19 protein-coding genes are annotated in these 26,868 nt (G+C 71.5%); 6 read left to right on the top strand and 13 right to left on the bottom strand.

Translation table 11 applies throughout. The annotated features are described in order from the left end of the window. The first annotated feature begins 42 nt into the window (after window positions 1-42). Complete coding sequence (locus tag ABD466_RS12830) at window positions 43-1,281, top strand: hypothetical protein (RefSeq protein ID WP_344657220.1); 1,239 nt, start codon at window positions 43-45, stop codon at window positions 1,279-1,281. A 6-nt stretch (window positions 1,282-1,287) separates the two neighbouring features. Here the strand turns inward: ABD466_RS12830 and ABD466_RS12825 are convergent, their stop codons facing one another. The 3 genes from ABD466_RS12825 to ABD466_RS12815 are packed head-to-tail and all read right to left on the bottom strand — an operon-like array spanning window position 1,288 to window position 3,615. Next, window positions 1,288-2,115: an isocitrate lyase/PEP mutase family protein gene (locus tag ABD466_RS12825; protein WP_344657219.1), complete on the bottom strand. Its 828-nt coding sequence runs from the start codon at window positions 2,113-2,115 to the stop codon at window positions 1,288-1,290. A gap of 9 nt (window positions 2,116-2,124) precedes the next feature. Next, the gene (locus ABD466_RS12820; RefSeq protein ID WP_344657218.1) at window positions 2,125-2,697 is read right to left on the bottom strand and encodes a P-loop nucleotide/nucleoside kinase family protein; all 573 of its coding nucleotides are present in this window, start codon (window positions 2,695-2,697) and stop codon (window positions 2,125-2,127) included. Between the two features lie 9 nt (window positions 2,698-2,706). Further along, entirely contained in the window at window positions 2,707-3,615 is a 909-nt protein-coding gene (locus ABD466_RS12815) for an esterase/lipase family protein (protein WP_344657217.1), read from the bottom strand. A 230-nt stretch (window positions 3,616-3,845) separates the two neighbouring features. Between ABD466_RS12815 and ABD466_RS12810 the strand changes: the two genes are divergently transcribed. Continuing rightward, window positions 3,846-5,471: an AMP-binding protein gene (locus ABD466_RS12810; protein ID WP_344657216.1), complete on the top strand. Its 1,626-nt coding sequence runs from the start codon at window positions 3,846-3,848 to the stop codon at window positions 5,469-5,471. Between the two features lie 176 nt (window positions 5,472-5,647). Beyond that, window positions 5,648-7,390, top strand: a complete 1,743-nt coding sequence (locus ABD466_RS12805; RefSeq protein ID WP_344657215.1) for an AMP-binding protein — start codon at window positions 5,648-5,650, stop codon at window positions 7,388-7,390. Between the two features lie 139 nt (window positions 7,391-7,529). On the opposite strand, the gene ABD466_RS12800 is transcribed toward ABD466_RS12805, so the two are convergent. From ABD466_RS12800 to ABD466_RS12755, 10 genes are all read right to left on the bottom strand, one after another. After that, entirely contained in the window at window positions 7,530-10,472 is a 2,943-nt protein-coding gene (locus tag ABD466_RS12800) for an ABC transporter permease (protein WP_344657214.1), read from the bottom strand. Between the two features lie 64 nt (window positions 10,473-10,536). Then, on the bottom strand, window positions 10,537-12,183 hold the full coding sequence (locus ABD466_RS12795) for a beta-N-acetylhexosaminidase (RefSeq protein WP_344657213.1): 1,647 nt from the start codon (window positions 12,181-12,183) through the stop codon (window positions 10,537-10,539). A gap of 35 nt (window positions 12,184-12,218) precedes the next feature. Then, window positions 12,219-13,436, bottom strand: a complete 1,218-nt coding sequence (locus ABD466_RS12790; RefSeq protein WP_344657212.1) for an MFS transporter — start codon at window positions 13,434-13,436, stop codon at window positions 12,219-12,221. 47 nt (window positions 13,437-13,483) lie between these two features. Further along, window positions 13,484-13,957, bottom strand: a complete 474-nt coding sequence (locus tag ABD466_RS12785) for an RrF2 family transcriptional regulator (RefSeq protein ID WP_344657211.1) — start codon at window positions 13,955-13,957, stop codon at window positions 13,484-13,486. Window positions 13,958-14,149: 192 nt separating this feature from the next. Beyond that, a complete protein-coding gene (locus ABD466_RS12780) occupies window positions 14,150-15,631 on the bottom strand; it encodes a hypothetical protein (RefSeq protein WP_344657210.1) in 1,482 nt (493 codons plus the stop codon). Between the two features lie 222 nt (window positions 15,632-15,853). Next, window positions 15,854-17,002 carry a TniQ family protein gene (locus ABD466_RS12775; RefSeq protein WP_344657209.1) on the bottom strand — a complete coding sequence of 383 codons (1,149 nt, stop codon included), beginning with the start codon at window positions 17,000-17,002 and terminating at the stop codon, window positions 15,854-15,856. A 50-nt stretch (window positions 17,003-17,052) separates the two neighbouring features. Next, window positions 17,053-18,228 carry a TniB family NTP-binding protein gene (locus tag ABD466_RS12770; protein ID WP_344657208.1) on the bottom strand — a complete coding sequence of 392 codons (1,176 nt, stop codon included), beginning with the start codon at window positions 18,226-18,228 and terminating at the stop codon, window positions 17,053-17,055. Further along, window positions 18,225-20,285, bottom strand: a complete 2,061-nt coding sequence (locus ABD466_RS12765; RefSeq protein ID WP_344657207.1) for a transposase — start codon at window positions 20,283-20,285, stop codon at window positions 18,225-18,227. Before ABD466_RS12765 ends, ABD466_RS12770 begins: the two co-directional genes overlap by 4 nt. Window positions 20,286-20,320: 35 nt before the next feature. Further along, a complete protein-coding gene (locus ABD466_RS12760; RefSeq protein ID WP_344657206.1) occupies window positions 20,321-21,163 on the bottom strand; it encodes a TnsA-like heteromeric transposase endonuclease subunit in 843 nt (280 codons plus the stop codon). Window positions 21,164-21,176: 13 nt separating this feature from the next. Continuing rightward, window positions 21,177-22,292 carry a TniQ family protein gene (locus ABD466_RS12755; protein WP_344657325.1) on the bottom strand — a complete coding sequence of 372 codons (1,116 nt, stop codon included), beginning with the start codon at window positions 22,290-22,292 and terminating at the stop codon, window positions 21,177-21,179. A 220-nt stretch (window positions 22,293-22,512) separates the two neighbouring features. Between ABD466_RS12755 and ABD466_RS12750 the strand changes: the two genes are divergently transcribed. From ABD466_RS12750 to ABD466_RS12740, 3 genes are read left to right on the top strand one after another with little or no spacing between them, the layout of a single operon-like run. Further along, window positions 22,513-23,136, top strand: a complete 624-nt coding sequence (locus ABD466_RS12750) for a PadR family transcriptional regulator (RefSeq protein ID WP_344657205.1) — start codon at window positions 22,513-22,515, stop codon at window positions 23,134-23,136. Then, window positions 23,133-23,879, top strand: a complete 747-nt coding sequence (locus ABD466_RS12745) for an ABC transporter ATP-binding protein (protein WP_344657204.1) — start codon at window positions 23,133-23,135, stop codon at window positions 23,877-23,879. Before ABD466_RS12750 ends, ABD466_RS12745 begins: the two co-directional genes overlap by 4 nt. Beyond that, window positions 23,876-26,830 carry an FtsX-like permease family protein gene (locus ABD466_RS12740; protein ID WP_344657203.1) on the top strand — a complete coding sequence of 985 codons (2,955 nt, stop codon included), beginning with the start codon at window positions 23,876-23,878 and terminating at the stop codon, window positions 26,828-26,830. Before ABD466_RS12745 ends, ABD466_RS12740 begins: the two co-directional genes overlap by 4 nt. Window positions 26,831-26,868: the final 38 nt, after the last annotated feature.

Below are 26,868 nucleotides of genomic sequence, written 5' to 3'. Positions count from 1 at the left end.
TCAACGGTTGCCAGTGCTCAGCAACGCAGGTAGGGGGACGACATGGGCGAGCTCGAGCCGGTGAACTCGGGAGAGGTGGAGCCGGGCGCGGACGCGGAGTTCGGAACCGTGGGTCCGGAGACGGCGGAGTCCGGCCCGGGTGCGCTGTTCACGCGCAGTCTACGGGCGCTGTTCGGGTCACTGGATGTGTCGCAGAACCGGTACGCGGCGCGCGTCTACTTGGACAAGAGCGTGCTGTCGCGTTATCTCAACGGCGAGCGGATTCCGCGGTGGGACTTCGTGCACCGGTTGCTGGTCGAGTCGACCATGAAGAACGACGGCATGGCGCCGACGCCCGCGGTCGTCAAACATCTGCGGGACCAGTACTACGCGGCGCTGGAGGCCGGTGGCTCGCCGGCGCACAAGATCCAGCTGCTGCAGGAGCAGTTGGCGGACGCGGACGCGCAGGCTCAGCGAGCGGACCGGCGTGAGCGCGAGGCCGATCAGGAGTTGCACGAAGCCGAGCGCCGGGTGGCCGAGTTCGAGGTCCGCGTGCGAGAGCTCGAGGACTCCGTGGACCGCGAGCGCGACGATCACGCCGCCGCCCTCGTCGCTCTCCAGGGCGATGCCGACGCCCAGCGGTCCATGCTGCTGGCGGAGATCGAGCGGCTGACCCGCGAACTGGAGGTGGCCCAGGAACGGCGTCGTGAGGCCGAGGCGCGCTGCGAGGAGTTGGAGCGACAGCTGGAGCAGGCCTCTGAGGAGGAGGAACAGGAGCCGGTTCCGAGAGGGGCGGATGCCGGTGCCGGTTCCGCGGATTTCGACGATGGACAGTGGCTGAGTCAGATGTCTGCCGAGTCCGCGGCGAACGAACTGCACAAGATGAAGGCTGCCCGAGCGCAGGTCGCGCTCGATGCCATGCTGACGAGCAGGATCATGCAGATCGTCGAGGCGGGCTCACCCGTTCAGGCCGGCAGGTTGCTGGGCATGCTCCGGCCGGCCCGAGCGAGCGACATCGTGCGGCTCATGCCCACGGAGAGCATGGCCGCAGTGGCGCGCCATATTCCGCTGCCCCAGTTGACCTCCATCGCTCAGCGCATGCCGGTGAACACGATCGAAGTGTTGTTCCGGGAAATGAGAGCTGAGGACGGGGGCACCCCGAGCCAGGACGCTTACCTGGCGTTGTTGAACCTCCTCTTCGACGAGATGCCCGAAAACCTTCGCGAGGAGGTCTCTCGAGAACTGGGATTCAGCCGCTACGGGCCTTGGGATGTCCAGGAGTCGCGCGCCGTGGAGATGTGAGGCTCCTCAGCCGAAGTACCCCTCGATTTCCCCATGCGTCAGAATCCCGCCCCGCCCGAACTCGAACGTCCCCCGCTCCGCGATCTCCTTCGCCCCGTTGATCGCCGCGCTCATCGCCGCCCGCGACAGGTTCGAGCCGAGGCTGATGCGGCGCACGCCCCACTCGCCGAGCTGCTCGACCGTGGCGTTCAGGCGGGGGCCGCCGGCCAGGACGTTGATCGGCTTGCCGACCTCGGAGACGACGGTGCGGATCTGCTCCTCGGTCGTCAATCCCGGGGCGAACAGCACGTCGGCGCCCGCCGCCTCGTAGGCCTGGAGGCGGGCGATCGTGTCCTTCAGGTCGGGGCGGCCGTGGAGGAAGTTCTCGGCGCGGGCCGTCACGGTGAACGGGAACGGGAGCGCGCGGGCCGCCTCGATCGCGGCGGTGAGGCGTTCGAGGGCTGCCTCCACAGGGATGATCGTGTTGTCGACCGCGTCCTCGATCGAACCGCCCACCAGGCCGTTGGCGGCGGCCAGGCGGATGGTCTCGGGGATGCCGTCGGCGGTGGCGGCGAAGCCGTGTTCGAGGTCGCCGGCGACGGGCAGGTGGGTGGCGGCGGCCAGGGCGGCGGCGTTGGCGAGGGTCTGGTCGCGGGTGATGCCGCCGTCGGCGGTGCCGAGGGAGTGGGCGATGCCGGCGCTGGTGGTGGCCAGGGCCGGGAACCCGAGGGCGGTGAAGGCCTTGGCGGTGCCGGCGTCCCAGGCGTTGGCGATGACGAAGACGTCGGGGGCGGTGTGCAGGGCGGCGAAGGTCTCGCCGCGGCGGTACTGGTCTTCGGCGGTCAGCAGGCTCATACCGCAACCTTATGGGGTGGACGTTTCGGCCGCGGCCGCAACGTCGGCCAGGACGCGGTCGGGGTCGCCGGAGGAGGTGTCGACCGTGCGGTGGGGGACCGGCGGGGGCGTGTCGGGGCCGATCGCCGCGGCCCACGCGTCGAAGGACGCGAGTTTGGCGGCGTCTTCGGAGCGGCCCCGGGCGATGATCCGGTCGCGGAGTACTGAGACGTCGCACCGCACCCACACCAGCCGCACGGTCCCGCCGCCGAGTTCGGCGCCCCACTCCGCCCAGCGCAGGGGATCGCGGATCTGCGTGGTGAACGGCGCCACCAGCATCACCGGGCAGCCGTGCGACCGGATCTCCCGCGCGGCCGCGGTCATCCCGCCGTATTCGTGCGCCTTGACGTGCTCGTCGTACCACGCGCCCTCGCGCTCGCCGAACCCGCGTCCGGCCGCCGCCAGCACCTCCGAGGCGAAACCCCGGTACAGCGTGTCCTTGTCGAGCACCGCCGGGACCGGGGAGAGCCGCCGGGCCAGCAGCCCGGCGACCGTCGACTTCCCGGCGCCGGGCGCCCCCGCGACCACCCAGACATCGTCCATGCGGCGAGCCTAGAGCAGCCCCTTGACCACCCCCGTCACCCCGTCCAGGGCATCCGTGCACGTCGTGGGCACCGCGTGCTCCGGGTCCAGCGCGTTCGCCGCCTCGTGGAAGGCCACCCCGTCCACCGTCCCGACCAGGACGTGCTCCGACACGTCCAGCGGGCACAGGTCCTGCACCACCACGTTCCGCACGTTCGGACCGTCCAGGAACTGGTTCGGGTACGGCGTCACCACCTCGTCCAGCCGCGACACGATCGTCGTGTACCGGACGCCGGGCACGGTGTCGCCGTCGGCGTCCAGCCGCCGGTTGAAGTCCGAGCCGACGAACTGCTCCACGCAGGCCGGGCACGCGGTCCCCACGACCTGCGTGGCCCCGGGCACCTGCTGCGCCACGGTGAACAGCCCGGTCGCGGTGCCGCCGTGGTTCGTCGGCGCGATCCCGACCAGCGTGTGCACCTTCGGGGCGCCGCCGAGGAACTTCAGGTAGTACCGCGGCAGCGCCCCGCCGCCCTGCGAGTGCCCGACGATGTCCACCTGGCCGGCCCCGGTCGCGGCCAGCACCCGGTCCACGTACGCCGCCAGCTGCCGCGCCGAGTCCTCGATCGGGGCGATGCCGTGCACCAGCGGGATGCCGGCGTACTGGCCGTAGTCCAGCTCGAACACGCAGTATCCGCGCTCGGCGAAATACGGGCCCCCGACCTGCCACTGGTCGGCCGGGTTCAGGAAGGTTCCGTGCAGCAGGATCAGCGGGCGCGGATGCTCGGCGCTCGGGCGGCAGCCGAAGTCGTCGATTCCGGAGGAGAGCGCTCGTGCCGGCGCCGCGGCGACGGCCGTGGCGGGGGTCGCGAGCAGCGCCGCGGCCAGCAGGCCGCCGGCCCGGCGTCGCAGGGTTCGTGGATGGTTCGGTCCCGGTCGCATGAGTCCTTTGTAGGGCTCCGGCGCGCCCGGGTACATTCTCAACACCGTGATATTCACCCGTCCGGCCCTGGCGGGGGCGGTCCGGGCCGGGGTATTGACGTCGGCTCCAATTTACCGGAGGGTAACTTCGAGCGAGCGGCACTTCTTCGCGGACTGTCCCCACGGATCGACGCGGACCGACACGGATCGGCACCGATCGGCCCAGCTCCACGAGAAAGCAGGTACCGACCATGCCCGGCCCGGCAGGCGCGACCATCGACGGCGGCGGATCCCACCTCGCGGTGGCCGCGACCCTGGTACGGGCCGGCGTGATCCGCCCCGGACCGCCGCACCGCAGCGTCGGCCAGCTGCGCGCGCTCATGGCCTGGGGTGCCACCATCGCCGGCGGGTTCCGGGCCGCCGCCGCCCGCACCCCGAACGCCGAGGCGATCATCGACGAGCGGGTCGTGCTCACCTACCGCGAGCTCACCAACCGCGCGACGCGCCTGGCCAACGGCCTGCAGACGCGCGGCGTCCAGCCCGGGGACAAGGTCGCGCTGCTGTGCCGCAACCACGCCGGCATGGTCATCTGCTTCATCGCCTGCGCCGAGCTCGGCGTGGACGCGGTGCTGCTGAACACCGGCCTGTCCGCCGGCCAGCTCACCCAGGTGCTGGAGGAGCAGCAGCCCCGGGCCGTGATCGCCGACACCGAGTTCGACGCGGTGCTGACCGGCTGCCCGAAGGACACGCTGCGCATCAACTCCTGGCACGAGCAGGGCGCCGCCGTCCCGCTCACCCTGGACGACGTCATCGACGGCGCCGCGGCCACGGCCCGCAAGCCCCCGGCCAAGCCCGGCCGCATCATCGTGCTCACCTCCGGCACCACCGGCGCCCCCAAGGGCGCGCGCCGCCCCAACCCGCCGGGCATCGGGGCCGCCGCCTCGATCCTGAGCCGGATCCCGCTGCGGGCCGGCGAGCGGATCCTGGTGCCCGCCCCGATGTTCCACTCCTGGGGCCTGGCCGCGCTGCAGATCAGCATGCCGCTGCGGGCCACCCTGATCATGCAGCGGCGCTTCGACCCGGAGGCGACGCTCAAGGCGATCCAGGCCAAGCGTCCCACGGCCGTGTTCGCGGTCCCGGTGATGGTGCAGCGCATGCTGGACCTCGGCGAGGACGTGATCAAGAAGTACGACACCTCCTCGCTGCGCATCGTCGCCCTGTCCGGCTCGGCGATCCCGGCCGCCGCGGTGACGAAGTTCCTCGACACCTTCGGGCCGGTCCTCTACAACTTCTACGGTTCCACCGAGGTCTCGTGGGCCTCCATCGCCGACCCCAAGGACCTGCGTCAGGCCCCGACCACCGCGGGCCGGCCGCCGCTGGGCTCGAAGATCGTGATCCGGGACGTGGACTCCGGCCAGCCGGTGCCGACCGGCAAGGTGGGCCGCATCTTCGTCTGGAACGACATGCTCTTCGAGGGCTACACCAACGGCGCCAACAAGGAGGTCTCCGACGGCTACATGGCCACCGGAGACCGCGGCTACGTCGACGCCCACGGTCTGCTGTTCGTCTCCGGCCGCGACGACGACATGATCGTCTCCGGCGGCGAGAACGTCTTCCCGCGCGAGGTCGAGGAGCTGATCGCGGCGCAGCCCGGGGTCCGCGAGTGCGCCGTGGTCGGGGTGCCGGACGAGGAGTGGGGCCAGCGCTTCGCCGCCTACGTCGCGCTGCTGCCCGGCGTCGCGATGACCGCCGAGGAGGTCAAGACCCTGGTCAAGGGCAGCCTGGCGCGGTTCTCGGTGCCGCGAGACGTGTACTTCGTCGACGAACTGCCGCGCAACGCCACCGGGAAGGTCGTCAACCGGCTGCTGTCCGACTGAGCCGGCCGGCCGGGCACCCGTAGCCTCGGCCGCCACGCTCCGGCTGCGCACTGGCCGCCGCGCTCCGGCCGCACACCGGCCGCCGCGGACCGGCCGCGCCCACCCCCTCGACCGCCTGGGCCCGTGCCGCGCACGGTGCGGGCCCGGGCCACCACCGTTTGGAGGGCACCGCCGTCATGCCCGCTAGCCGCAGCGAAGTCGCCGGCCCGAAGGGGACGCGGACCCGTGTCCTGCGCATCCTGATGCGCTCGGGCATCCTGGTGCCGGCCCGCCCCGACCGCAACGTCCGCCAGCTGACCAGCCTGGGCCGCTGGGGCGCCACCGTGGCCGGCGGCTACCGGGCGGCCGCCGCCCGCTCGCCGCGCCGGATCGCGGTGATCGACGAACGCCGCGAGGTGACGTTCCGCGATCTGCACCGCCGCGCGGTCCGGCTGGCCAACGGCCTGGAGCAGCTGGGCGCCGGTCCCGGCACCCGGGTCGCGGTGCTGTGCCGGAACCACGCCTGGTTCGTGGAGACCGTGCTGGCCTGTGCCGAGCTCGGCGCGGACGTGATGCTGCTGAACACCGGCCTGTCGGTGCGCGCCACGGCCGAGGTGCTGCGCACCCACAGCCCGGCGGTGGTGGCGGCCGCCGACGAGTTCGCCGAGCACGTCGCCGCCGCCCGGATCGCCGCGCCGTTGGTCGTGGCCTGGCCGGACGCCGCCGGCGGCTCGGGCGGCGGCCGCTCCGCCGGCCCGGGCGGTAACCGCTCCTCCGGCCCGGCCCGGCCGGCCCGCTCGGACCGCTCGGCCGGCCCGGCCGCGCACCGGATCGCGGCCGCGGGCACCGTGGAAGACGTCATCGCGACCGCGTCCAGCCGCAAGCGCCGCCCGCCGGAGGTCCCCGGGCGGCTGATCGTGCTGACCTCCGGGACCACCGGGGCGCCCAAGGGCGCGTACCGCAGCAACCCGCCGGGCCTGGCCGCCGCGGCCGCGCTGCTCTCCCGGATCCCGCTGCGCTCGTGCGAGTCCGTCCTGGTGGCGACGCCGATGTTCCACATGTGGGGGCTGGCCGCCCTGCAGATCGGGATGCCGCTGCGCAACACCCTGATCCTGCAGCGCCGCTTCGAGCCCAAGGCCGCGCTGCAGGCGATCGCCGACCACCGGTGCGCGGTGGTGTTCGGCGTCCCGGTGGTGCTACAGCGGATCCTGGAGCTGCCGCCGGGGCTGCGCGACGCCTACGACACCTCCTCGCTGCGCGTCGTGGCCACCTCGGGGGCGCCGATCCCGTCGCCGGTGGTCACCGCGTTCATGGACGTCTTCGGCGAGGTCCTCTACAACTTCTACGGCTCCACCGAGGTCTCCTGGGCCGCCGTCGCCGACCCCGCGGACCTGCGCATCGCCCCGACCACCGCCGGGCGGCCGCCGCTGGACTCCCGGCTGAAGGTCCTCGACGAGCTCGGCGCGATCGTGCCGCGCGGCGTCACCGGCCGCATCTTCGTCTGGAACGACATGCTCTTCGCCGGCTACACCAGCGGGGACACCAAGGAGTACCGCGCCGGGTACATGGCCACCAACGACCGCGGCCACCTGGACTCCTCCGGGCGGCTGTTCGTGCACGGCCGGGACGCCGACATGATCGTGTGCGCCGGCGAGCGGCTGTTCCCGCGCGAGGTCGAGGATCTGCTGGCCGCGCTGCCGGAGGTGCGGGAGGCGGCGGTGGTCGGGGTGCCGGACGGGGACCTGGGGCAGCGGTTCGCCGCCTACGTCGTGGTGCGCCCGGGCGCGGAGCTGACGGCGGCGCAGGTGCGCGGCCTGGTCGCGCGGCACCTGCCCGGCAGCGCGGTGCCGCGGGACGTGGTGTTCGTCGACGCCCTGCCGCGCAACGCCACCGGCAAGGTGGTGGTGCGCGACCTGCCGCCTTCGCTGGCAGGAGCCTGACCTGCCCGTTCGCGGTCGAACGGGCGATCGCCGGAACAACGCGGCCGCTGCTGGCGGTCTGCCGCGTGGAGCCGGATGGCGCGCCCGCCAGGTGCGCGCCATCCGGCCGCTTCTCACCCTTGCCCGCGCCGGCTCCCGCCTATCCGCGTCGTCGCCGAATCTCAACCTTCGATCGGGTGACGAGTGCCGCGCCGGCCCCCGCGAGGACCGGGACGACCACGATGGTGCCGATGAGGAACCACCACGGAATCGCGAGATAACTCTGCGCGTGTACGGCCCGTCCGATGCCGAACGGACCGCCCCCGCGCGCGTCGGCCGCGGACTGCAGGAAGCTGTGCGAGCGGGCCTCGATGATCGCCACGGCGGGCACCAGACCGGTCGCCGATCCCAGCACGGTGCCCAGGACGGCGGTGATCGTGGCCTGGGATCCGGCCAGCGCGCGCCGCACCCGCGGGCGGGCGCCGACCGCGGCCAGGGTCTCCAGGTCGGCCTCGCCGTCGGTGATGGCCAAGCCGGTGGCGATGGCCGCCGCGCCGAGGGTGACGAAGGCCGCGACGGCGGCCAGGGCCAGCATCGTGGTGTCGCTCCCGCCCTGGTAGCCGCGCTCGACCTTCAGCAGCGCGGTGGTGCCGAGGGCCTCGGCGGCGGCGTTGGCCCGCTCCTCCTCGGCGCGCGTCGGCATGCGGGTGGTGTCGAAAAGGATCATCGTCGGCACGTACTTCACGCCGTACTTGTCCGCCACCGCCTGCGGGATCAGGGCCCGCACGTTGGAGACCGCCCTGCCGTCCCGGGCCGCGGCCACGGCGGCCGGCAGGGTCGTGTCGGCCGGCGGCGGCCCGGAGCAATAGGGTCCGAACTGTTTGCGGAGCTCCTCGGGCATGTCCTGGCCGTCCGACGGGCACATGCGCTGCACCGCCACGGTCGCGGTCGCCCGTCCGGTGGCCGGGTCGTCGGTGGCGAGGTCGTAGCGGTTGAAGACCACCATGCCGCCCTCGGCGAGCACCTTCTCCGCGGCCGGGTCGGTCTTGCCGGTCAGGGCGCGCAGCGTGGCGGCGTCCCCCGGGACGACCTGGCCACCGGAGAAGGCGGCGACGCAGCGCGGGTCGGACTGGATCATCGACTCGCCGTCCGGTCCGGCCGGGACGCCGCCGCCGTTGGGCCCGAAGAACGGGCAGTCGTTCCCGGGCTTGCGCTTGACCACCACGCTGACCGGGACGAAGCCGGTGTAGTCCTGGGACTGGATGAGCGCCGCCGAGCGCACCGGCAGGGTGGCGCTGATCGCCGCGATCGCCTTCGGCGCGTCCACCGCGGTGGCGTTCGGGGCGCCGTCCGGGCCGCTGAACTGCAACCCGGGCCGGGACCCGGCGGCCGACTCGTTCACCGCGGCCCAGCCGAACATCAGCGCCGCCTGCCCGGGACGCAGGGTGCTGTGGTACTGCGCGCGGCCGCGGGCGTCGTCGGTGGCCAGCAGCGTCGCCACCGCCGTGGACCCGGCCACGGCGGCCAGGATCGCCGCGACCGCGGGCGCCGTGCGGCCCCGGTTGCGGGCGCTGTCGCGCAGCGCCATCCGGCCGGTCAGCGGCAGCGCCCGCCCCAGCTTGCCGGCCAGCGCCACCAGCAGCGGGGTGAGGGCCACGACGCCGAGTTCGGACACGGCGATCCCGGCGACCAGTGGGACGGTGTGGATGCCGGGCCGGTAGACGGCGTAGCCGGTGGCACCGGCGCCGGCCAGCAGGACCACGGTGCCCAGCGCGGCCAGCTTCCACGGCACACCGCGGGCCCCGCGCCGTCCGCCGGTCAGGGCCTGCAGGACGTGCTGGCGCCCGGTGATGATCGCCGGGACCAGCGCCGCGACCAGTCCGGTGGCCACGCCCAGCACCGCCGCGAGGGCCAGTTCGCCGGGCGCGATCCGGAACGCGCCGGGCTCGCGGTGGGTCAGCGTCACCGCCTCCGGCAGGGCCAGCCGCCCCAGCAGGACCCCCAGAAGGGCGCCCGCCACGCCGCCGACGGCGCCGAGCACCGCGCCGTCGGCGAGCACCACGGCGCGCACCATGCGCTGGTCGGCCCCGGCGGCGCTCATCAGGCCGAAGTCGCGGCGGCGCTTGCGGGCGCCGACGGCGAAGGCCGGGCCGGCGAGCAGCACCACCTCCAGCAGGGCCATGACGACGCCCACGGCGCCCACCGCGACCAGCGCTTCGGTCAGTCTGCTGCTGCCGGCCGCGGCGCCGCGGTGGTCGCGCAGCAGCGGGACCTGGGAGTCCGGCGGCGGGTTCTCGGCGACCTGCCGGGACTCGGCCGAGTAGCCGCTCCGGTTCAGTTGCAGCACCTGGGCCCAGGACAGTCCGCCCGGGATCCGGGCCAGCCAGTGCGTGGGACCGGGGTAGTCCGGCGGCTCGGGAAGGGTGCCGGGGAAGGCGAGGATCTCGTCGGCGTCCAGGTGCGAGGGGTCGTCGTACTCGCCGACGATCGTCAGGCCGTGGTCCGGCAGGTGGCCGTACCGATCGGTCTGCTCGGCTCCGTTGAGGTACTCGGCGCTGATCTGGTCGCCGACGTGCTTGTCCAGCGCGTCCAGCATCGAGGTGGACAGCGTCACCTCGTCCTTGGCGTGCGGGGCCCGGCCGGCGATCCGCTCGTAGAGGCCGGACAGCAGCGGGTCGCCGAGGTCGCGTTCGGCGACCTGGACGGTGTAGGAGCCGTGCGGGGACTTCACGCGCAGCTGCTGCTTGCCCGGCATCGGCACGACACGCGTCCCGGGCGGGAGCACACCGGCCTCGACAGGGGAGGCGACCTGGACGCCCTGCAACGCGCCGCCCAGCATGGCGGCGGCCTGGGGCGGCGCCGGGACGCTGCCGTCCGGGAGCTGCTGCACCGGGGCCGGCGCCACGAAGCCGACGAGCGCGTCAGCCTGCCCGAGGTCGCGCTGGAGCTGCTCGGCCGTGGTCAGCTTCACCGTGTGATACAGCGTGTCGGCCGCCGCGGCTCCGGCGACCGGGAGTGCCAGCATCGCCGCCACCAGAGCGGAGCGGCCCTTGTGGCGCAGCGCTTCGCGGCGCGCGATGCGGACCGCGACCTTCCAGATCATGATGACCAGGAATACCGCGTGTATCCGGGCTCTGCATCGTGCGGAAAGCGTAGATCGCGCGCGCTCAGCTCCAGGGGATCTCAGGAGACTTGTAGTACGCGATGCCGAGGCGGTCCCAGAGCGGGCCCTGCTTGGCCAGGCGCTGCGAGAACTGCTTGAAGTCGTGGCTCTCCGGCGCCGACCAGCCGATCTCGGCGATGGCCGGAAGACGCGGGTAGGCCAGCGTCTCGGCGTCGGCGAGGCTCTTGACGGTCTCGGTCCACAGCGGGGCCTCGACGCCCATCACGGACGTGGGCGGAACACCGGGCAGGACGGTGACCGGATCCCAGTTGTAGGCCTTGGAGACCGGGAGGTAGCCGGCCCAGTGCAGGCCGAGCTTGAAACCGGGGGTGTACTGCTGGTCCAGGTAGGCGTGGTCGCCGGGAGCCATGATCAGCTTGGTCCCCTTGGCGGCGGCCTGCGCGATGGCCGGCAGCGGGTGGGCGGTGTCCCAGTACTCGAGGACGGTCTGGGGGAGAAGCGGGGCGGTCGCCGCCTCGCCCCAGGCGATGGGGGTGCGGCCGTGCGCGGCGACCAGGTCCTGGGCGCGCTTGACGAAGCCGTTGTACTGCGTCAGGTTCAGCGCCTGGGCCTCGTCGCCGCCCAGGTGCAGCAGGGGCCCGGTGGTGGCGTCGGCCGCGGCCTTGGTCGCCGAATCGACGAATTTGTAAGGTGATTCGCTCGTCGTGCACAGCGAGTCGAAGGCCGGCGACACCGTCGTGACCGCGCCGTGCTTGCGGCCGTCGCAGGCCAGCTCCGGGTCGGCGTGGACGGCCGCGCCGACGTGCCCGGGCATGTCGATCTCCGGGATCACGGTCATGTAGCGGGAGGCGGCGTAGTCGACGATGGCCTTCATGTCGTCCGCGCTGTAGGAGCCGCCGGTGCCGCCCCCGACCTGGCTGGCGCCGCCGACCGTGGCGAGCTTCGGGTAGCCCGGCACCGTGAGGCGCCAGCCCTGGTCGTCGGTGAGATGCAGGTGGAACTCGTTCACCTTGTAGAGCGCGGCGGCGTCGATGTACGACTTCACATCGGCGACGCTGAAGAAGTGGCGCGCGACGTCGAGCATCACGCCGCGGTAGGCGAAGCGGGGGTGGTCGGCGATGACGCCGGCCTGGATCCTGTCATCGGCGGTGACCAGCTGGCGCAGCGTCTGCACGCCGTGGAACAGGCCCGCCGGGTCCGCCGCCGTGATCTTGATCGAGACGGTGCCGACGGTCAGCCGGTAGCCCTCCGTGCCCCAGGCGGGGTCGCCGCCGGTGGCCTGGAGGATGAGCTGGATCGGCGCGTCCTCGCCGCCGTCGGCGGGCAGTGCCAGGCCGGTCTGCTGCTTGAGATACGCCGCGAGGTCGGCGGCGATCGGCTCGGCGCCGGTGGAGGCGTGGATCGCGGTGGCGGCGCTGAGGGTGAAGGTACCCGCGCCGGCCGTGACGGACACCGGCTGCGGGACGACGCGCTGGAGGGCCGCGAGATCGGCGGGGGAGCCGGGTTGGGCGGACGGTTCGGGGGTGGCCGACTTCGGGGTCGTGCCGGCGCCGCTGCTCGTCAACGGTGGTGGCGCCGCGGCGGGGCCCTTGCCGCTGCTGCCGCCGCACGCGGTGGCGGAGGCGGTCAGCAGGGCGGCGCAGACGCCGACGAGCGCGGTGGTCCGGAGCTTGCTGGATCGGCCAGTCACCCAGCGAGGGTAATCGACGGTGGACGGGGCGATCCTCACCTTGGCCAAATCTTGGTGGTCCCGGCCAGCCAGGCCAGGGAGAGCGCGGCGAGGACCGCGGCGACGGTGAACATCGTGGCCGCGCCCTGCGGGACCAGGAGCCCGCCGGCGGCGGTGCCGGCGCCGATGCCGAGGTAGATGGAGGACGCGTTCAGCGCCATGAGCAGCGGCGCTTCGGCCGGCGCGGCGGTGATCAGACGATGCTGCTGGGGCGGGGTCTGGCACCAGCTGGCGGCGCCCCACACGGCGGCCAGGAGCGCGACGGCGATCGGCGCACGCGTCCCGGTGGCGGCGAGCAGGGCGAACGCGGCCATCGTCGCGATCATGAGGGTGTACCCGGCGGCCAGCACACGGGCCGGTCCGACGCGGTCGGCGGCGACACCGCTGACGAGGTTCCCGGCGATCGCACCGAGGCCGTAGGCGCCCAGCATCCACGCCGTGCCCGAGCCGGCGACGCCGACGGCGTGCAGGGCCGGGACGGCGTAGGCGTAGACGGTGTAGGCCGCGGCCATGCCGAGAACCGTCAGCGGAAGGACGGCCGCCACCCCGGGGCGCCGCAGGGCGGCTAGGCGCGCGGACAGGGCGACGGGCGCCGCGCCGGGCAGCTTCGGCATGAGGGCGCCGGCGGCGAGCGCGGTGACCAGACACAAGGCCGCCACCAGGCCCAGCGCCGCCCGCCAGCCCATGACCGCGCCGACGGCGTCGCCGAGCGGCACCCCGAGCGCGGTCGCCACGGTCAGCCCGCCGACGACGACCGCCAGCGCCCTGCCCCGCAGCTCGGGCCGCACCAGCGAGGCCGAGACGGCACCGGCGGTCGGGGTGTAGGCCGCCGCCCCCGCCGCGGCGACCACACGGCTGGCGAGCAGCCACGGGAGCCCGGGCGCCAGCGCCGACGCGGCGTTGGCGGCCGCGAGGACGAGCAGCGCCGCGACGAGGAGGGCGCGGCGGGGAAGGCGCGCGGTCGCGGTGGCGACGAGCGGCGAGGCGAGGGCATAGGCGGCGGCGAAGACGGTCACCGCCTGCCCGGCACTGGAGGTGGACGCGCGCAACGAGGCCGCGACGTCCGGAAGGAAGCCGGCGAGGACGAAGGCGTCGGTGCCGACGGCGAAGGTGCCGAGGGCCAGAACGAGGGTGCACGGGAGGCCGCCGGGCCGCGTGGAGTCCACGGCCCGGGACGTGCCGGGAGGCCGCGCCGATATCGAGACATGAGACATCCCGAATCACCTTTCAAAGAAACCCGGCCCTGAGAGCCGGGTAATTTCTAAAGACTCTGATGAAAGCGGCGAACCCGCCCCGGCGCCCCCGCCGGAGCCACCGCCAGCAGATCCGCGAGCGTCTGCGCCGCCAACTCCCGCCGCCACGCCATCTCCGCCCGCCGCATGGCCGTAGCCACCCCACACGCCGGCCCGAACTCCCGCGTCCCCGCGAGCGTCCCAGCCCCCCGCTGCCGGATCTCGGTACACCGGAAGGCATCCTCCCGCCCCTCGACGGCCGCGACGACATCCATGAGCGTGATCTTCTCCGGAGCGCGGGCCAGCGAATAGCCACCTCGCGCTCCGGGCGTGGACGTCAGAATCCCCGCGCGCACCAACGGCTGCAGCCGTTTCTTGAGGTACTCCGGCGGCAACTCGAACACCTCCGCCAGCCGCCCCGCCGCCACCGGCCCCTGGTCCTCCAGCCAGACCAGGGCCATCAGGCAGTGCAGGCCCCACTCGACGCCTTCGCCCATCTGCATAATCGGGATACTACACGTCTCTATTTTGGGGTGGTCGGGTGGTTGTCGGGTGGGCGAGAGGTGTCTGGGGAAGCCGAAGATGAGAGTCGGTAGGCCCTCTGAACTGGGCGCTCTCAGATAGCCTCGCGCGATCGCCAAGCCGATTCTGGGAACTGAATCTGACAGTGTGGCCCGATGCCGTCACCCTGGCGCCTATCCTCGCGCGATAGCTTCCGCCGTGAGTTGGCGCTTGACCTTGGTCAACATCTGTTCGAGAAGGTGGAATGCTCGGCTACGCAGCGGGGCCTCTCGAGAAGTGCCCCGCCAGTAGGCGTCGGTCAGAGTCTCGACCGAATCAACGATCCTGTGTTCATCGTCAGATGCCAGGTCGAGCACGAAGCGTGTGAAATCGCCAGCATCAGTGCCGGCTGGATGCTGGTCGAGGTACCGCTTAAGCCGAGCTGTGAGAGCTGGCGCCGTGCGGGCCGTGGGGGAGACGACGGCGAGGGCTGCCAACGCCATCTGCACCGCGGGGCATTCGCTGTTCCAGCGGGCAAGTAGCTCCGGTAGGTAGGCCTGGACTGCCGCGCTTGCTTTCTCCTCACTGCGGGGGTCGGCGTGCGGTGGAGTATTCGGCCAACTCTCGGCTTCGTGGCGGCCCGACACTGTCGCGATGTCGAACAGCAGCTCAACGGCGTCGAACCGTTGCTGAGGTGGGACTCGGTCGTCAACCGCAATGGCTACGAGAAGCGGAACGCCGTCGGCGGTATGAGGGTCACAGGTGTCCTGGTGGAGGATGTCGTTGTAGAAGTCCCGCAGGAATCCGCGGTCGTCCCAACCGACCCTGGGTGGATCGGCGAAGAGCGGTTTCGCCTGCGGCGCCTCCGGGACCGTCTGGAAGCGCTCAGCGATCACGGTACGGAAGACAAGCCACAACGGCAGGTCGTTCAGGTCCTCATAGGCCCACCGCCGCGGAAAGTGGTACCTGCTCGAACGCGGCGGCTCGTCCGCCTGCAGCTCATCGAGAGCTGCGCACCAGTCATTTAGGCTGTTCAGAGTCTCGTCGTCGCAGTACGAACCAGTTTCGGCCTCAAGCATCTTGATCGCGAGCTGCCTCAGCTGGTCATGGTGCTCGCGATATCCCTCCGGCACGTCGACGATGTGAAGTGCGGCAGTTGCGGCGGCACGCCGCACGATCGGCTGCGGGTCGCCGGTGAAGGCTAGAACGGCCCGGAGCAGGGCGGGCCGTGCTGCGCGCAGGATGGTCTGCGCCGGATACTCTCCAAAACCATGCCTGCGACTGATCGCGAGTACTTCGTCGCTGGCGTCTGCGGCGATCCACCCCAACCAGTCGATCAACACCTCTCGAAGGAGTGGGAGCTTTCCGTCTCGACTGATGATCTCCAAGGCGCCGGTGCGAGGATCGGCCAGGAGTGCAGCGACGTAGAGCGCGACGGGGGTCGTTGCCTGATAAATGCTGTTCTGGTGGCTCACTACCTCGAGACACTCAGCCACCGCATAGGTTCTGGCCATGATGTTGTTGTCCAGGAATCGACGGAGTTCCCTGGGCAGGTCGTCTGCGCAGCCTCGGGCGTGTTCGAGGTCGCTCCACTTTGTCTGCATCAGGATCGCGTCAGGCGTGGGCCGTTCATCTGGCGGCAGCGTCATCGCCGGATTGGGCTCCTGGATCGTCACGCCGCCAGGCTAAACCGTTGGGCGTTGGCTGGTGAAGCGCGAGATCATTGGATCCGGCGGCAGCGTAGTGCGGACGACGCACGGAGGTGTCATTCGTCAAACGTAGAACATCTTGCTTCGCCAGTTCGGGTCGAGTGGGATCTCGCCGCGTGCGATGGCGATGGTTCGCTCGAGTCCTGTGCTGAGCGACACGGGTTGCGGTGGAGGCGCTGCTGAGGCGGCTTAGAGTAGGCCCTCCCCGGCGAGTAGTAGCGCCGCTGGTGGGAGGTCGAAGTCTTCCAGGCGTTCCTTGGCGTACGGCGGCGAGTCGTAGGAACGTCTCGGCTTGGACCCGGCGATCTGCAGGATGCGTTGTCCGATGGCGAAGGTCGGTCGCATGTCGCTGAAGACGCTCCAGAGGATGTCGGCCCACTCGTCATAGCGTCGCAGGTTCATGAATGTACGTATGGCATCTGCCAGCCCCCGGCCGTGGGAGAGTTCGTCGATCGCGAGCATGGCTGCCGCGCTCAGACGGGGTCCGGGTTGAAAGCTCGCCAAATCGTCATGGATCACCTTGGCATTGCGACCTGCGGTGAGAGCGACGACGTCGCGCAGTTCGCAGAACTCGTGGAACGCCCACCAGATCTCTGCGTCTGTGGTGGCCAGCGGCAGCATGTCCGGGGTGCCCAGACAGATCACGAGGCGGAACAGGAGCTCGTAGAGGTTCCAGAACTCCTTGCGGTCCTGCAGATCTTCCCCAGGTACCTGAGCGCTCAAGCGGGAGGTGAGCTCCTGTTGAAGCTGGAGGATGCGATCTCGGCGCACGGGGATCTCTCGGAGCTGCGCGAGTGGTCGTCTACAGGCCTTCGCGCCAACGATTCTTCCCTTGGGCCCGAAGGGGCCGTTGCACTGTCGCCGGTACGCGGTCGTGGTTCCGATACTGATCGGGGAACGGCAGTCGGGGCACCATCCGTGCAAGTAGATGCGGTGTTTAGGGCAGGCGACGGTCGGCAGCAGATGCCAGCTCACCTGCCAGGCCGCCTCGGGGTCGACCAGGCACCGGGGGCATACCGACGCTGTGTCGGTGCGCCAGATCCACGGCGCGCGTTCGGTGCGATCTTTCCAGCCGACCTTGACCACGCGTGAGCCAACCGGCGCCAGCAGCATGGCGGCCAGCGCTTGGGCGCGGAGCCCGGTGGCGTCGCGCAGGTTCTCCACCGCGTAGCCGCCGGTGGTGAGGTCCACGAACTCATCGCCAATCGTGTAGCGGTGGACGGTGAACGGCGGCAGCCCCAGTTGCTCGGCCATGACGGTGGCGCTGGTTCGGTGGTGTTCGGCCAAGCGGAAAAACCAGGAGTGGAAGACTTCACCGGGCAGCGGCTCGGGCACCATGGCCAGCCGCCTGATCGGTGCCCGCACCTGGGCGTCCGCCGCACCTGGCCTCATCCGGTGCCGGTCCTAGGCGTCGGGGTACTCGGCGGCGACGGCTTCTTGGCCTTCTTGGCCGGAACCTTGGCGCGACGCTGTTTGAGGGCCGCGTACTCGGTCTCGGCATCGTGGTCCAGGACGACGTTCTCCAGCATCTCCGGGTTCAGCTGCTCAATGTGGTGCTCGACGGCCAGGTGAGCGCCTTCTTCGAACAGCGTGGCCAACGAGCCGATGTAGCCGGAAGTGCGGTCGTGCAGGTACTGCCAGTGCTCCAGAGTCAGGCTGTCGGGCCGGTGCATGAACAGCAGGAGGTTGCGTTCGAAGTGGCGGACCAGGGACATCCACGTGCGCTGCCGCTCAGCGGTGTCGATCTTGAAGGGCGCGAGGTGTTGCAAGTCAGAGAACCGGGAGCCGAACTGCGCCGAGCGGCCGCGCTGCCGACGGCGGACCGGCGTGCCGGTCTCGATGAGCGGCTGTCGCGGCGGTTGGCCGTCGGAGAAAAGGTTGCCGTCCTCTAGCAGGATCCCTGCCCCGATGATGGTGACGGCGGCGTGGTTGGCCAGGTTCTTGATGTGGTCGTTGCTCTCATCGCCGCCGTTTCGGATCTTGTCGAGCATATGGAGGTCGTCCAGCAGCAGCAGCTCGGTGCCGGCGGCGGCCAGCGCGTCCAGGACCGGGTCGGTCAGGGTCCACTTGTTGCCGCCGCGGGAGACCGGCACATGCAGGAACTTGCCGATGGCCTGGGACAGCATGCCGGCGGTCGCGCCGGTGGAGGCGCTGACGTAGACCACCGGCACCCAGTCGCCGAGCCGGTCGGGGTCTCCGCGCTCGGGATGCCGCCGGCGGACGCCGAGTTCGTACTCCTTGCCGATCATCTTCAGCAGTGAGGTCTTGCCGCAGTTGGCGGGGCCGTTGATGACGGCGCTGTGGTAGGCAGCTTCCTCGGCGTACTCGTTCTGGGTCAGCTTCGGTTCCAGCGCGGCCAGGATCGTCTTGACCTGTTCGGTCTTGGTGATCGGCGGGTTGGCGTGACACCGGTTGCGCCGGGCGTCCAGGGCGGCGCGGTCCTCAGGGTCCCAGCTCAGGTACTCGTCGTAGGTCGGAAGCTGGGGCTGCTCGGGTGCGGTGCGGGCGCAGAACACCCGCCACTGTTCCTTGGTACGCGGCTGGGCGGTGCGGCCGGCGGTCACCGCGGTTCCCGCGCCGCTGCGGGATCCCAGACCTCCAGGTCGTCCAGTTCGGCCAAAGCGAAGGCGGACGACTCGGCGATCGGCGGGACCAGCCGCAGCCCGGGAGCGTCGGTCGCGGGGATGCCGGCTCGTTCCTGGTCGCGGCGGATGGTCCGGGCGTCTTGCCGGGCCCTGACCAGTTCGCGCCGGCTTCTGGCATTCGACGCCTCCGGGGCGTCCATGCGCTGCTGCAGCGCGAGCAGTTCCTCGGCGATCTGCTGCTGGGTAGGTTCGCGCACTCCTGCGCTGAGCAGCAGGCCGCGGGCTTGTTCGACCATCTTCCAGGTGAACGGGATCGACGTGTCGGGCAGGTGGGTCCAGACCAGCACCTGCCATACGCCTTCCAGGTGGATGAACACGCGGGTCGGGTCGTTGGGGTGGTGCCGGATCGGCCATTGCCGACCGCGACCTGGGGTCGGGGACAAGGCTCTGCGGTATTTGCCCAGCACCGGGTCGTCGTAGATCAGGTAGTCGAGCTGAACACCCTCGGGGCGGATGACGCGGTATTGAACCGGCAGCTGGGCGCAGTAGTGGTGGGACTGCGGTGGGCAGGCGATGTAGCCGTAGCGGGCCACTGCCAGGCCGTAGGCCTCGTTCGGGCTCAGCTCGAGTTCGGGATAGCCGGGCATGACCAGCCCGGAGTGGGTCCTGCGTTGGTAGATGCCGACAGCGTATTCGGCGAAGAACTCCTCCAGGTCCTCCAGGCTCCAGCGGGCGGCGTGCTCCACGCCGCGGCCGCGGCCGGCGGTGTCCGGGCCCTTGTAGCCAGCGACGTGCTCGGAGAAGTCGAACCGGATCGTTTCGAACGCCCGCTCGATGTTGGCCTTGTCGGTAGGGTTCCCCAGCCGGGCCAGGCCCAGGTTGATGCCCATCAGGCCGCACGTCTCCCGCAGCGCGTCCGACAGGTTGACCTTGGCGTGGTCAACGAGGATCTCCTCAGGCCAGATCACGGGCCTGGCCGCGGCGTGTTCGAGCCGTTCGTCAACGTCCAGCAGCCGGCCGATAGGCAGCCTCAACATGGTGAACCGCAGTCGGGTTTCCCACCCCGGGCGCAGCGGCTCGGGGGTGACGGCGTCGTTCAGCAGCAGCACGGTGTCCACGGCCTTGGTGTCACCAACGGTCATGCGCCAGGCCAGCAGCGTCCTGGTCGCGACGTCGATGGCCGCCACCAGATTCACCTTGTGGGTCACGTCGCCGCGCGGATCGTAGGCGATGACGTCCAGCGGAGTCGCGTCGATCATCACGACCTGTCCGGGGCGGACGGCCGGGTTCGGGTTGTAGGTGCGCTGCGGCCGGGATGCTTCGCTGCGGCGGGACGGGGCCCGGCCCAGCGTGTGGCGTCCAGGTAGCAGGATCTCCAGATACCGTGCGACGGTCTTTCGCGACGGGAGCTTAACGGCACCGGGTCCGTATTCGGCGTCCAGGCGGGTCTGTACTCGGCGGCAAAACCTGGACAAGGTCCCGGTGGAGTCCTCCGCTTCGCCGACCGTGTGCTGCACGAAGATGGCGTCCAGGATGCGCGGGTCCGCGTGCCGCAGCGGGTCGCGCGCGGTAACGCCGCGGCCGTCCATGAGGCCCGCCACTCCGTCGGCGCGGTAGCGCTGCAGGTCACGCCACATGGTCGCGACACTGATCCCCAGATCGTCGGCTTTGGCCTGGAGCCGCTCAGCCAGGCGCGGATTCCGTCTCGGGTCGAAGCGCTCCATGGGTTCGCCATCGGCCGGCCGGTCCGGATCGCCGCTGCGGAATCCGGTCAGCGCCTCGCGCAGGTGCCCGGCCCGCTGCTCGGCAGCCTGCTGCTGCGGGGCCTCCAGCGCGGTGAACACCGCCCGCATGTCGCCGATGCCGGATGGCTTCGACGCGGCCTGCGCAGCCTCTGACCCGGAGAGGAACCGAAAGCCGGGCGAGGCCAGCAGTTGCGCGGTGTAGATGCCGGTCCACTGCCCTGTCGACGATCGGAGATAGATCTCGGTTCCGGCGTTGCCTACCACCTGGTGCCGGTCGTCGTCGAACCACACCCAGTCTCCCCTGGCCAGCTGTCGCCCTTCGGAGGTCACGCCGACCGGACCAGGGTCGAGTCCTCCAGCGGGGCCGACAGGTCGAGAACCAGGTCACCGAGGCTGCACAGATGGAGCACGACAGCACGCCCCACCAGCGGCTCCTCCACGGCCTCGGCCAACGTCCCGATCGGCGTTGGATCCGCGGCGGCCGCCAGTATCAGGTCCCGGTACTGCGCGGCTCCGGTCATCTCGCGGCGATAGCCGGACATCAGCATCAAGATGTTGGTCGTCCGCTGCCGGTCGGGCGGTTCGCCCACCAGCTCATATCCCCAGCCCGCAGCCCGGCAGCAGGCGGCCACCCGCGCAGCCGTCAGCTGGACCTCCGGATCGGCCAGGTGCCGCGGGTTTTTCACCTCCATGACGGTGGCACTTCCGTCCGACCGGCGGACGAACAGGTCGGGGGTGGCCTTCCAAGTTCCCTGAGTGTCCGCGCCGATCAGCTGCATCGGCTGGGCCGAGAACGCGCTGACGTCGGGGTCGAAGTCGAGCAGCGTCATCCAGACCCGCTCCAGAAAAGACTCGTATTCGATCATCTGGTTGATCGTCGACGACCAGTACCAGGCCGGGGCGTTGCGTTGCGACTTGTGATGCGAGATCTTCCGGCACGGCAGGAATGACTCGAAGGGCAGATCGGGCGCGTCGGCGAGCGGGCATCGCAGCTCACTGCCGTCCGGATAGATGAAGCGGACTTGGACGCTGCGAATCAGCACCTCGTCCCGCGCCACCGTTCCTCCCCGGCCTTGAACTCGGCGGACCTGCGCTTCGACGCTACTGGCGGATCGAAAGCCCGGCCAGTGAACGCCATGATTCGCAACCTGGCGCGGCGCTGGCGACACTGTGCCCGGTCGGCTATCTGCTGATCATGAACAGGCGTCGGCTCTCTGCGGCCAGGACGTCCGCGAGCGAAGCGGGAAGGCCCGCGATCATCAAAGGATTGCGGAGCACCGTCGTGCGCCAGATGCTCGCCGCGTCGACCAGCGGCCCCAGTACCTCGGCGAAGCCGACATGCTCGGCCTCCTTCAGCAGCCGCACGGCCGTCAGCAGCAGGCCGGCGGCGGCAGCCGGCCTTGAGGGCGGCGCGTCCACGGCCACCCACTTGGTGCCGTGACGAGCCTCAAGCGCCTCAGCAAGCAGCGCCTCGGCCGCCCAACCAGGCAACGGAGGCACCCACGTCGCGGCCGCAAGGCGGATCACCACTGTGAGCGCCTTCAGCGACGCGAACCACGATGCGGAGGCCACGGCCGGTCCATCGGCTCCAGCGGGAACAGCGCCCTCGGCCGCCGCGACCGCGAGCGACTGGGCCTGGCCAAACTCCGGTCCCGCATCGATCGTCGGCGCCTGATCAAGACGCGCCTGACAGGCCCGTCGGCGATCCTGCGCGATGGCACAGCGGACCGGATCACGCTCGTGCACCAGCGACAACTCCGCAGGCCGGCCAAGTCTGCCGCGCCGCAGCCTGCCTCCACAGTCCGGACATGCCTCGATGAGCAGGCAGCCGTGAAGCGGACAGACCGCCGCCCAGCTCAACTTCCACCACATCTGCCAGACACCGCCCGACGCGGCCAGACACCTCGGGCACGCTCGCGATCCGTAGAAGTCCGCCCACTGCGCCCGCGCGGCCGCAAGGAAGGCTTTCACATCACCGAACGCCAACCCTGCCAGGTCCAACGCAGTCCCGTCGTACGCCGACAGGTGAGCAAGCCGGATCGACGAAGCAGTCACGCCCGTCGCCGCCTTGACAGCGCGACATGTTCCGTCGTCTACCACGACGCCGTAGCCGACGCGGTTGCGAAACGCAGCCGCCCGTACCGGCAGGCCCAAGAGCTCGACCATCAGCCCGGGAGGACACCGATTCCGACGCGCCATCCGATCGACCCAGGACCCGAACGCCTCGCGTGACTCGAGAGGCTCGACCAGGACGAGGCGGCGTGGCACATGAACTGCGCCGATCTCCACGACCGACATCATGTCGGACGGCCCCGCTAGTCGCAGCGTGGCCTTCAACTCTCAGATCGGCGACCAACTCTCACATCTACTCGCAGATGGGGCTCGCAACTCTCATCTTCAGCTTCCCCAGACAAGAGGGCTGCACTCGTTGACCGATCCCCTTGCCACCCTCCATGCATACCCGGTATGTATATACGCATGACCGCACCCCATACCGAGTATGCAAGAGCCTGCTGACGTGTCCGTCAAACACTCCCTCCTGGCCGTCCTCGCCGGTGGCGACCGCTACGGCTACCAGCTCCGTGCCGAGTTCGAGGAGCGGACCGGCGCCACCTGGCCGCTCAACATCGGGCAGGTGTACACCACGCTCAACCGCCTCGAACGCGACGGTTTCGTGGAGCCCGCGGGGCAGGACGCGCAGCACCACGTCTTCTACCGGATCACCGACGCTGGGCGGGATGAGCTGCTCAGCTGGTTCGCGCGGCCTGTGACGCGGGCCGAGCGGCCGCGGGACGAGCTCGCGGTGAAGCTGGCGCTCGCGGTCACCGTCGAGGGGATCGACGTTCCCGGCATCGTTCACGCGCAACGCAAGCATGCGTTGGCGGCGTTGCAGGACTACACGCGGGTCAAGGCGCGGCTCGGGGCCGAGGAGTTGGCCGCGGCGCTGGTGGTGGAGTCGATGATCTTCCAGTGCGAGGCGGAGATCCGGTGGTTGGACCATGTCGAGGCCAGGGTGCTGCGGCATGTGCGGGCCGGTGGTGGCGGGGAGGCCGGCGCTGCCGGCTCTGTGGTGACGAACGGTAACCAGGCAGGGCGCGTGCAGGGCGCGGCCGTCGGCAGTAGTGAGGGGAACAGGATATGAGCGGGGCGGCGAGCGGTCGGCCGGTGCTGGAGCTGCGGCGGGTGATGCGGGTCCATGGGAAGGGGGCCGCGGAGGTGCACGCGCTGCGCGGTGTCGATCTGGCGGTGGCCGCCGGGGAGCTGGTGGCCGTCATGGGGCCCTCGGGGTCCGGCAAGTCCACGCTGCTCTCGCTGGCCGGGGGCCTGGACGCGCCGACCGGTGGGGAGGTGGTGATCGAGGGGGTCACGCTGGCCAGCCAGTCCAAGGCCCAGCTGGCCGCGATCCGCCGCCGGTCGGTCGGCTACGTCTTCCAGGACTACAACCTCATCCCGGCGCTCACCGCCGCCGAGAACGTCGCCCTGCCCCGGGAGCTGGACGGCATGTCCGCCCGCAAGGCCCGGCAGGAGGCGCTCACCGCGCTGGAGGAGGTGGGCCTGCGGGCCGAGGCCGACCGCTTCCCGGACGAGATGTCCGGGGGGCAGCAGCAGCGGGTGGCCATCGCCCGGGCGCTGATCGGCGAGCGCCGCCTGATCCTCACCGACGAGCCCACCGGCGCCCTCGACACCGAGACCGGTGAGGCGGTGCTGCGCCTGCTGCGCAAGCGCTGCGACGAGGGTGCGGCCGGCGTCCTGGTCACCCACGAGGCCCGGCACGCCGCGTGGGCCGACCGCATCGTCTTCATCCGCGACGGGCTGATCGTCGACGAGTCCGCCCCCTCGCAGCGCGCCGAGGATCTGCTCGTGCCCGGCGGGGCCGACGCGTGAGCCGACCCGCCGCCGACCGTCCGGGACCCGACCGACCAGCTCCCGACCGCCGCCGCCCCCACCCGTTGCGCGGCTGGGCCCTGGCGCTGCGCGTCGCCCGCCGCGAGGCGCTGCGCAACAAGGGCCGTTCGCTGCTGGTCGTCGCCATGCTCGCGCTGCCCGTCGCCGGCGCGTCGGCCGCCGACACGCTGTGGCGCTCCTCCCAGGTCACCGGCACCGAGCAGGCGGTCCGTGACATGGGCCGTTACGACGCCATGGTCACGGCCATGTCCGGAACCCCCGTCTACCAGAACGCCAGCGGCTCCCGGTCGCTGCCCGCCGACCTCCACGCGAACTCGGCCACCGGCTTCACCGGCCCGGGCGACGCCGCCGCGCTGGCCGCGTTGCTGCCCCCGCAGGCGAAGATCGTCGGCCCGGTGGCCCGGGACATGATGAACGCGGTCATCGCCGACAGCACCGGCCGCCGGTTCGCCATCGTGCGCGAGATCGACCTGGCCGACCCGCTGACCGAGGGGGTCGCCGTCCGCCGCGCCGGGTCCCCGCCCGCCGCCGACGACCAGGTCGCGATCAGCAAGTCGCTGTCCGGCAAGCTCGGCAAGGGAGTCGGAGCCACCATCGACGTCCGGATCGCGGACGGCGGCCCCGACACCGCGCCGATCGCCAAGACCCTGCACGTCTCCGGCGTCTACGACAGCAACGACGACCTCTACGCCGACCTCATGTTCGCCCGCCGCGGCACGTTCGCCGGAGGTGCCCAGTTCTACGGCACGGCCTACTTCGTCTCCGTGCCCGGCGGCCTGGACTGGTCCCAGGTGCTGAAGCTCAACCAGCGCGGTTTCACCGTGGAGTCCAAGAAGGTCGTCGCCGACCCGCCGCCGCATTCGCAGATGCCCTACTACACCACCTCCATGGCCGCCGGATACGGCGAGGGCGGTGTCGACACCAGCACCGTCGCCGTGGCCGCCATCGCCCTGGCCATGGTGCTGCTGGAGGTCGTGTTGCTGGCCGGCCCGGCCTTCGCCGTCAGTGCCCGCCGCCGCCGGCGCGACTTCGGCCTGTTCGGCGCCGCCGGTGCCGACAGCCGCCGGCTGCGCCGCGTCGTGCTCGCCGACGGCGTGGTCCTGGGCCTGGTCGGCGGCGTGGCCGGCACCGTCGCGGGAGTCGTCGGCGGCGCCGTGACGCTGCCCTGGTTCGCCCACCTCAGCCGCCAGAACCCGGGCGGGTTCCGGATCATGCCGGACGAGCTGCTGGCCGCCGCCGCGGTCGGCGTGCTCACCGGCCTCGCCGCGGCGCTGGCCCCGGCGATCGTCACCGGGCGCCAGGAGGTCCTGGTCGCTCTGACCGGCCGCCGCGGCCAGGTCCGCACCCCCTGGAAGATGTCGGTCGCGGGCCTGGTGGCCCTCGGCGCCGGCACGGTCCTGATCGTCGCCGGCGCCCTGTCCGGCGCCCACACCTGGCCGGTCGCGGCCGGTATCGCGGTGGCCGAGCTCGGCGTGGTGGCCTGCACCCCGCTGCTGGTCAGCTGGTTCGCGCGGCTCGGCAGGGTGCTGCCGCTCACCGGCCGCCTCGCGGTCCGCGACGGCGCCCGCAACCGCGGCCGCACCGCCCCGGCGGTGGCCGCGATCATGGCCGCGGTGGCCGGCGCCTCGGCGGTGGCGATGATCGTCACCTCCCTGGACGCCCAGAGCCGCCACGACTACGCCTCCGACCTGCGGCCGGGCCAGGCCGCGCTGACGCTGGACGCCGGGATCGCGCAGACCCCGGACAAGCTGGCCGCGCAGATCGCCGCCGTCCTGCCGTCCAGTGGCTACGCCGTCATCAACGCCGTGTCGATCCCGGCCGTCTCCGCGCCCGACACCACCGCGAAGACGACCCCCAAGGTCCTGATCTCACTCACCCCCTTCATCAAGCGCGCCGCCGCCAACGAGTGCCCGCCGACGGACGGCCTGCCCCTGGATGCGCAGAGGCAGGCGTTCGACCGCCAGCGCACGGACCCGCGCTGTGTCTCCCGCACCGAGTACTCGACCGTGACCGATCACTACCCCACCTCCTCGATCCTCGTCGGCGGACCCGAGGTGGCGCGCGTCGTGCTGGGCCGGTCCGACCCGGCCGCCGAGGCCGCGTTGAAGTCCGGCGGAGCCGTGGTGTTCAACCCCATGGACCTCTACACCTCGGGACCGCATCCGACGCTGCAGATCGCGGTGAGCCGCGACTGCGAACCGCAGGACGGGGGTCCCAACTCCGTGGAGACCTCCCCGGACCAGCCCGCGGCCGGCGGCGGCCCGCCCTGCACGGGCAGCCTGCCCGCGCCGGTCATCCTGCCCGCCGTACGCCTCGACGGCCGGAATCCGCATGTCATGGCCATCGTGGCGCCCGGCGCTCTGGACAAGCTCGGCGTCAAGCCGAGCCCGCAGGCCGTCGTCTTCGAGAACACGCGGGTGCCGACCGAGGCCGAGGAGAAGAAGGCCGACGACCTGGCCGCCGCGGCCGGGATCACCCAGAGCTTCTACGTCGAGCGCGGATACCAGGGCCAGACCTGGGTCGGGCTGCTGGCGCTGGCCGGCGTGGCGGGCGTCGTGATGCTCGGCGCCGCGGCGGTGGCCACCGGCCTGGCGATCACCGACGCGCAGAGTGATCTGGAGACGCTGGCCGCCGTCGGCGCGCGGCCGCGGGTGCGGCGGGCGCTGGCCGGGTCCCAGGCCGCCGCCACCGCCGGACTCGGGGCGCTGCTGGGCGGGTTGTTCGGGCTGCTGCCGGCGGTGGGGCTGCTGGAGGTCAAGCACAGCAGCGAGACGAAGTTCGCGCCGTTCGGGGCGCAGGCCGGCCCCGCGCAACTGGCCGTGCCGTGGCTGTTCCTGCTGCTGGTGATCGTCGCGCTGCCCGCGCTGGCCGCGTTCGGCGCCGCCGGGATGACCCGGTCGCGGATCACGATGCGACAGCGGCGGGACTGACGCGGGACTGACGCGGGACTGATCGGGGGAGCACAGGC

The organism is Catenulispora subtropica (assembly GCF_039531675.1).
GTDB lineage: Bacteria > Actinomycetota > Actinomycetes > Streptomycetales > Catenulisporaceae > Catenulispora > Catenulispora subtropica.
The sequence above is the reverse complement of the archived record's forward strand: the minus strand, read 5'-3'. Positions and strand labels throughout refer to the sequence as shown.

Coding starts and splice junctions, on each gene's coding strand:
- ABD466_RS12820 (WP_344657218.1), bottom strand. CDS start 2,697: ATGGACGATGTCTGGGTGGTCGCGGGGGCGCCCGGCGCCGGGAAGTCG.
- ABD466_RS12790 (WP_344657212.1), bottom strand. CDS start 13,436: ATGTCTCATGTCTCGATATCGGCGCGGCCTCCCGGCACGTCCCGGGCC.
- ABD466_RS12755 (WP_344657325.1), bottom strand. CDS start 22,292: ATGTCGGTCGTGGAGATCGGCGCAGTTCATGTGCCACGCCGCCTCGTC.
- ABD466_RS12785 (WP_344657211.1), bottom strand. CDS start 13,957: ATGCAGATGGGCGAAGGCGTCGAGTGGGGCCTGCACTGCCTGATGGCC.
- ABD466_RS12745 (WP_344657204.1), top strand. CDS start 23,133: ATGAGCGGGGCGGCGAGCGGTCGGCCGGTGCTGGAGCTGCGGCGGGTG.
- ABD466_RS12775 (WP_344657209.1), bottom strand. CDS start 17,002: ATGGTGCCCGAGCCGCTGCCCGGTGAAGTCTTCCACTCCTGGTTTTTC.
- ABD466_RS12800 (WP_344657214.1), bottom strand. CDS start 10,472: ATGATCTGGAAGGTCGCGGTCCGCATCGCGCGCCGCGAAGCGCTGCGC.
- ABD466_RS12810 (WP_344657216.1), top strand. CDS start 3,846: ATGCCCGGCCCGGCAGGCGCGACCATCGACGGCGGCGGATCCCACCTC.
- ABD466_RS12825 (WP_344657219.1), bottom strand. CDS start 2,115: ATGAGCCTGCTGACCGCCGAAGACCAGTACCGCCGCGGCGAGACCTTC.
- ABD466_RS12830 (WP_344657220.1), top strand. CDS start 43: ATGGGCGAGCTCGAGCCGGTGAACTCGGGAGAGGTGGAGCCGGGCGCG.
- ABD466_RS12815 (WP_344657217.1), bottom strand. CDS start 3,615: ATGCGACCGGGACCGAACCATCCACGAACCCTGCGACGCCGGGCCGGC.
- ABD466_RS12805 (WP_344657215.1), top strand. CDS start 5,648: ATGCCCGCTAGCCGCAGCGAAGTCGCCGGCCCGAAGGGGACGCGGACC.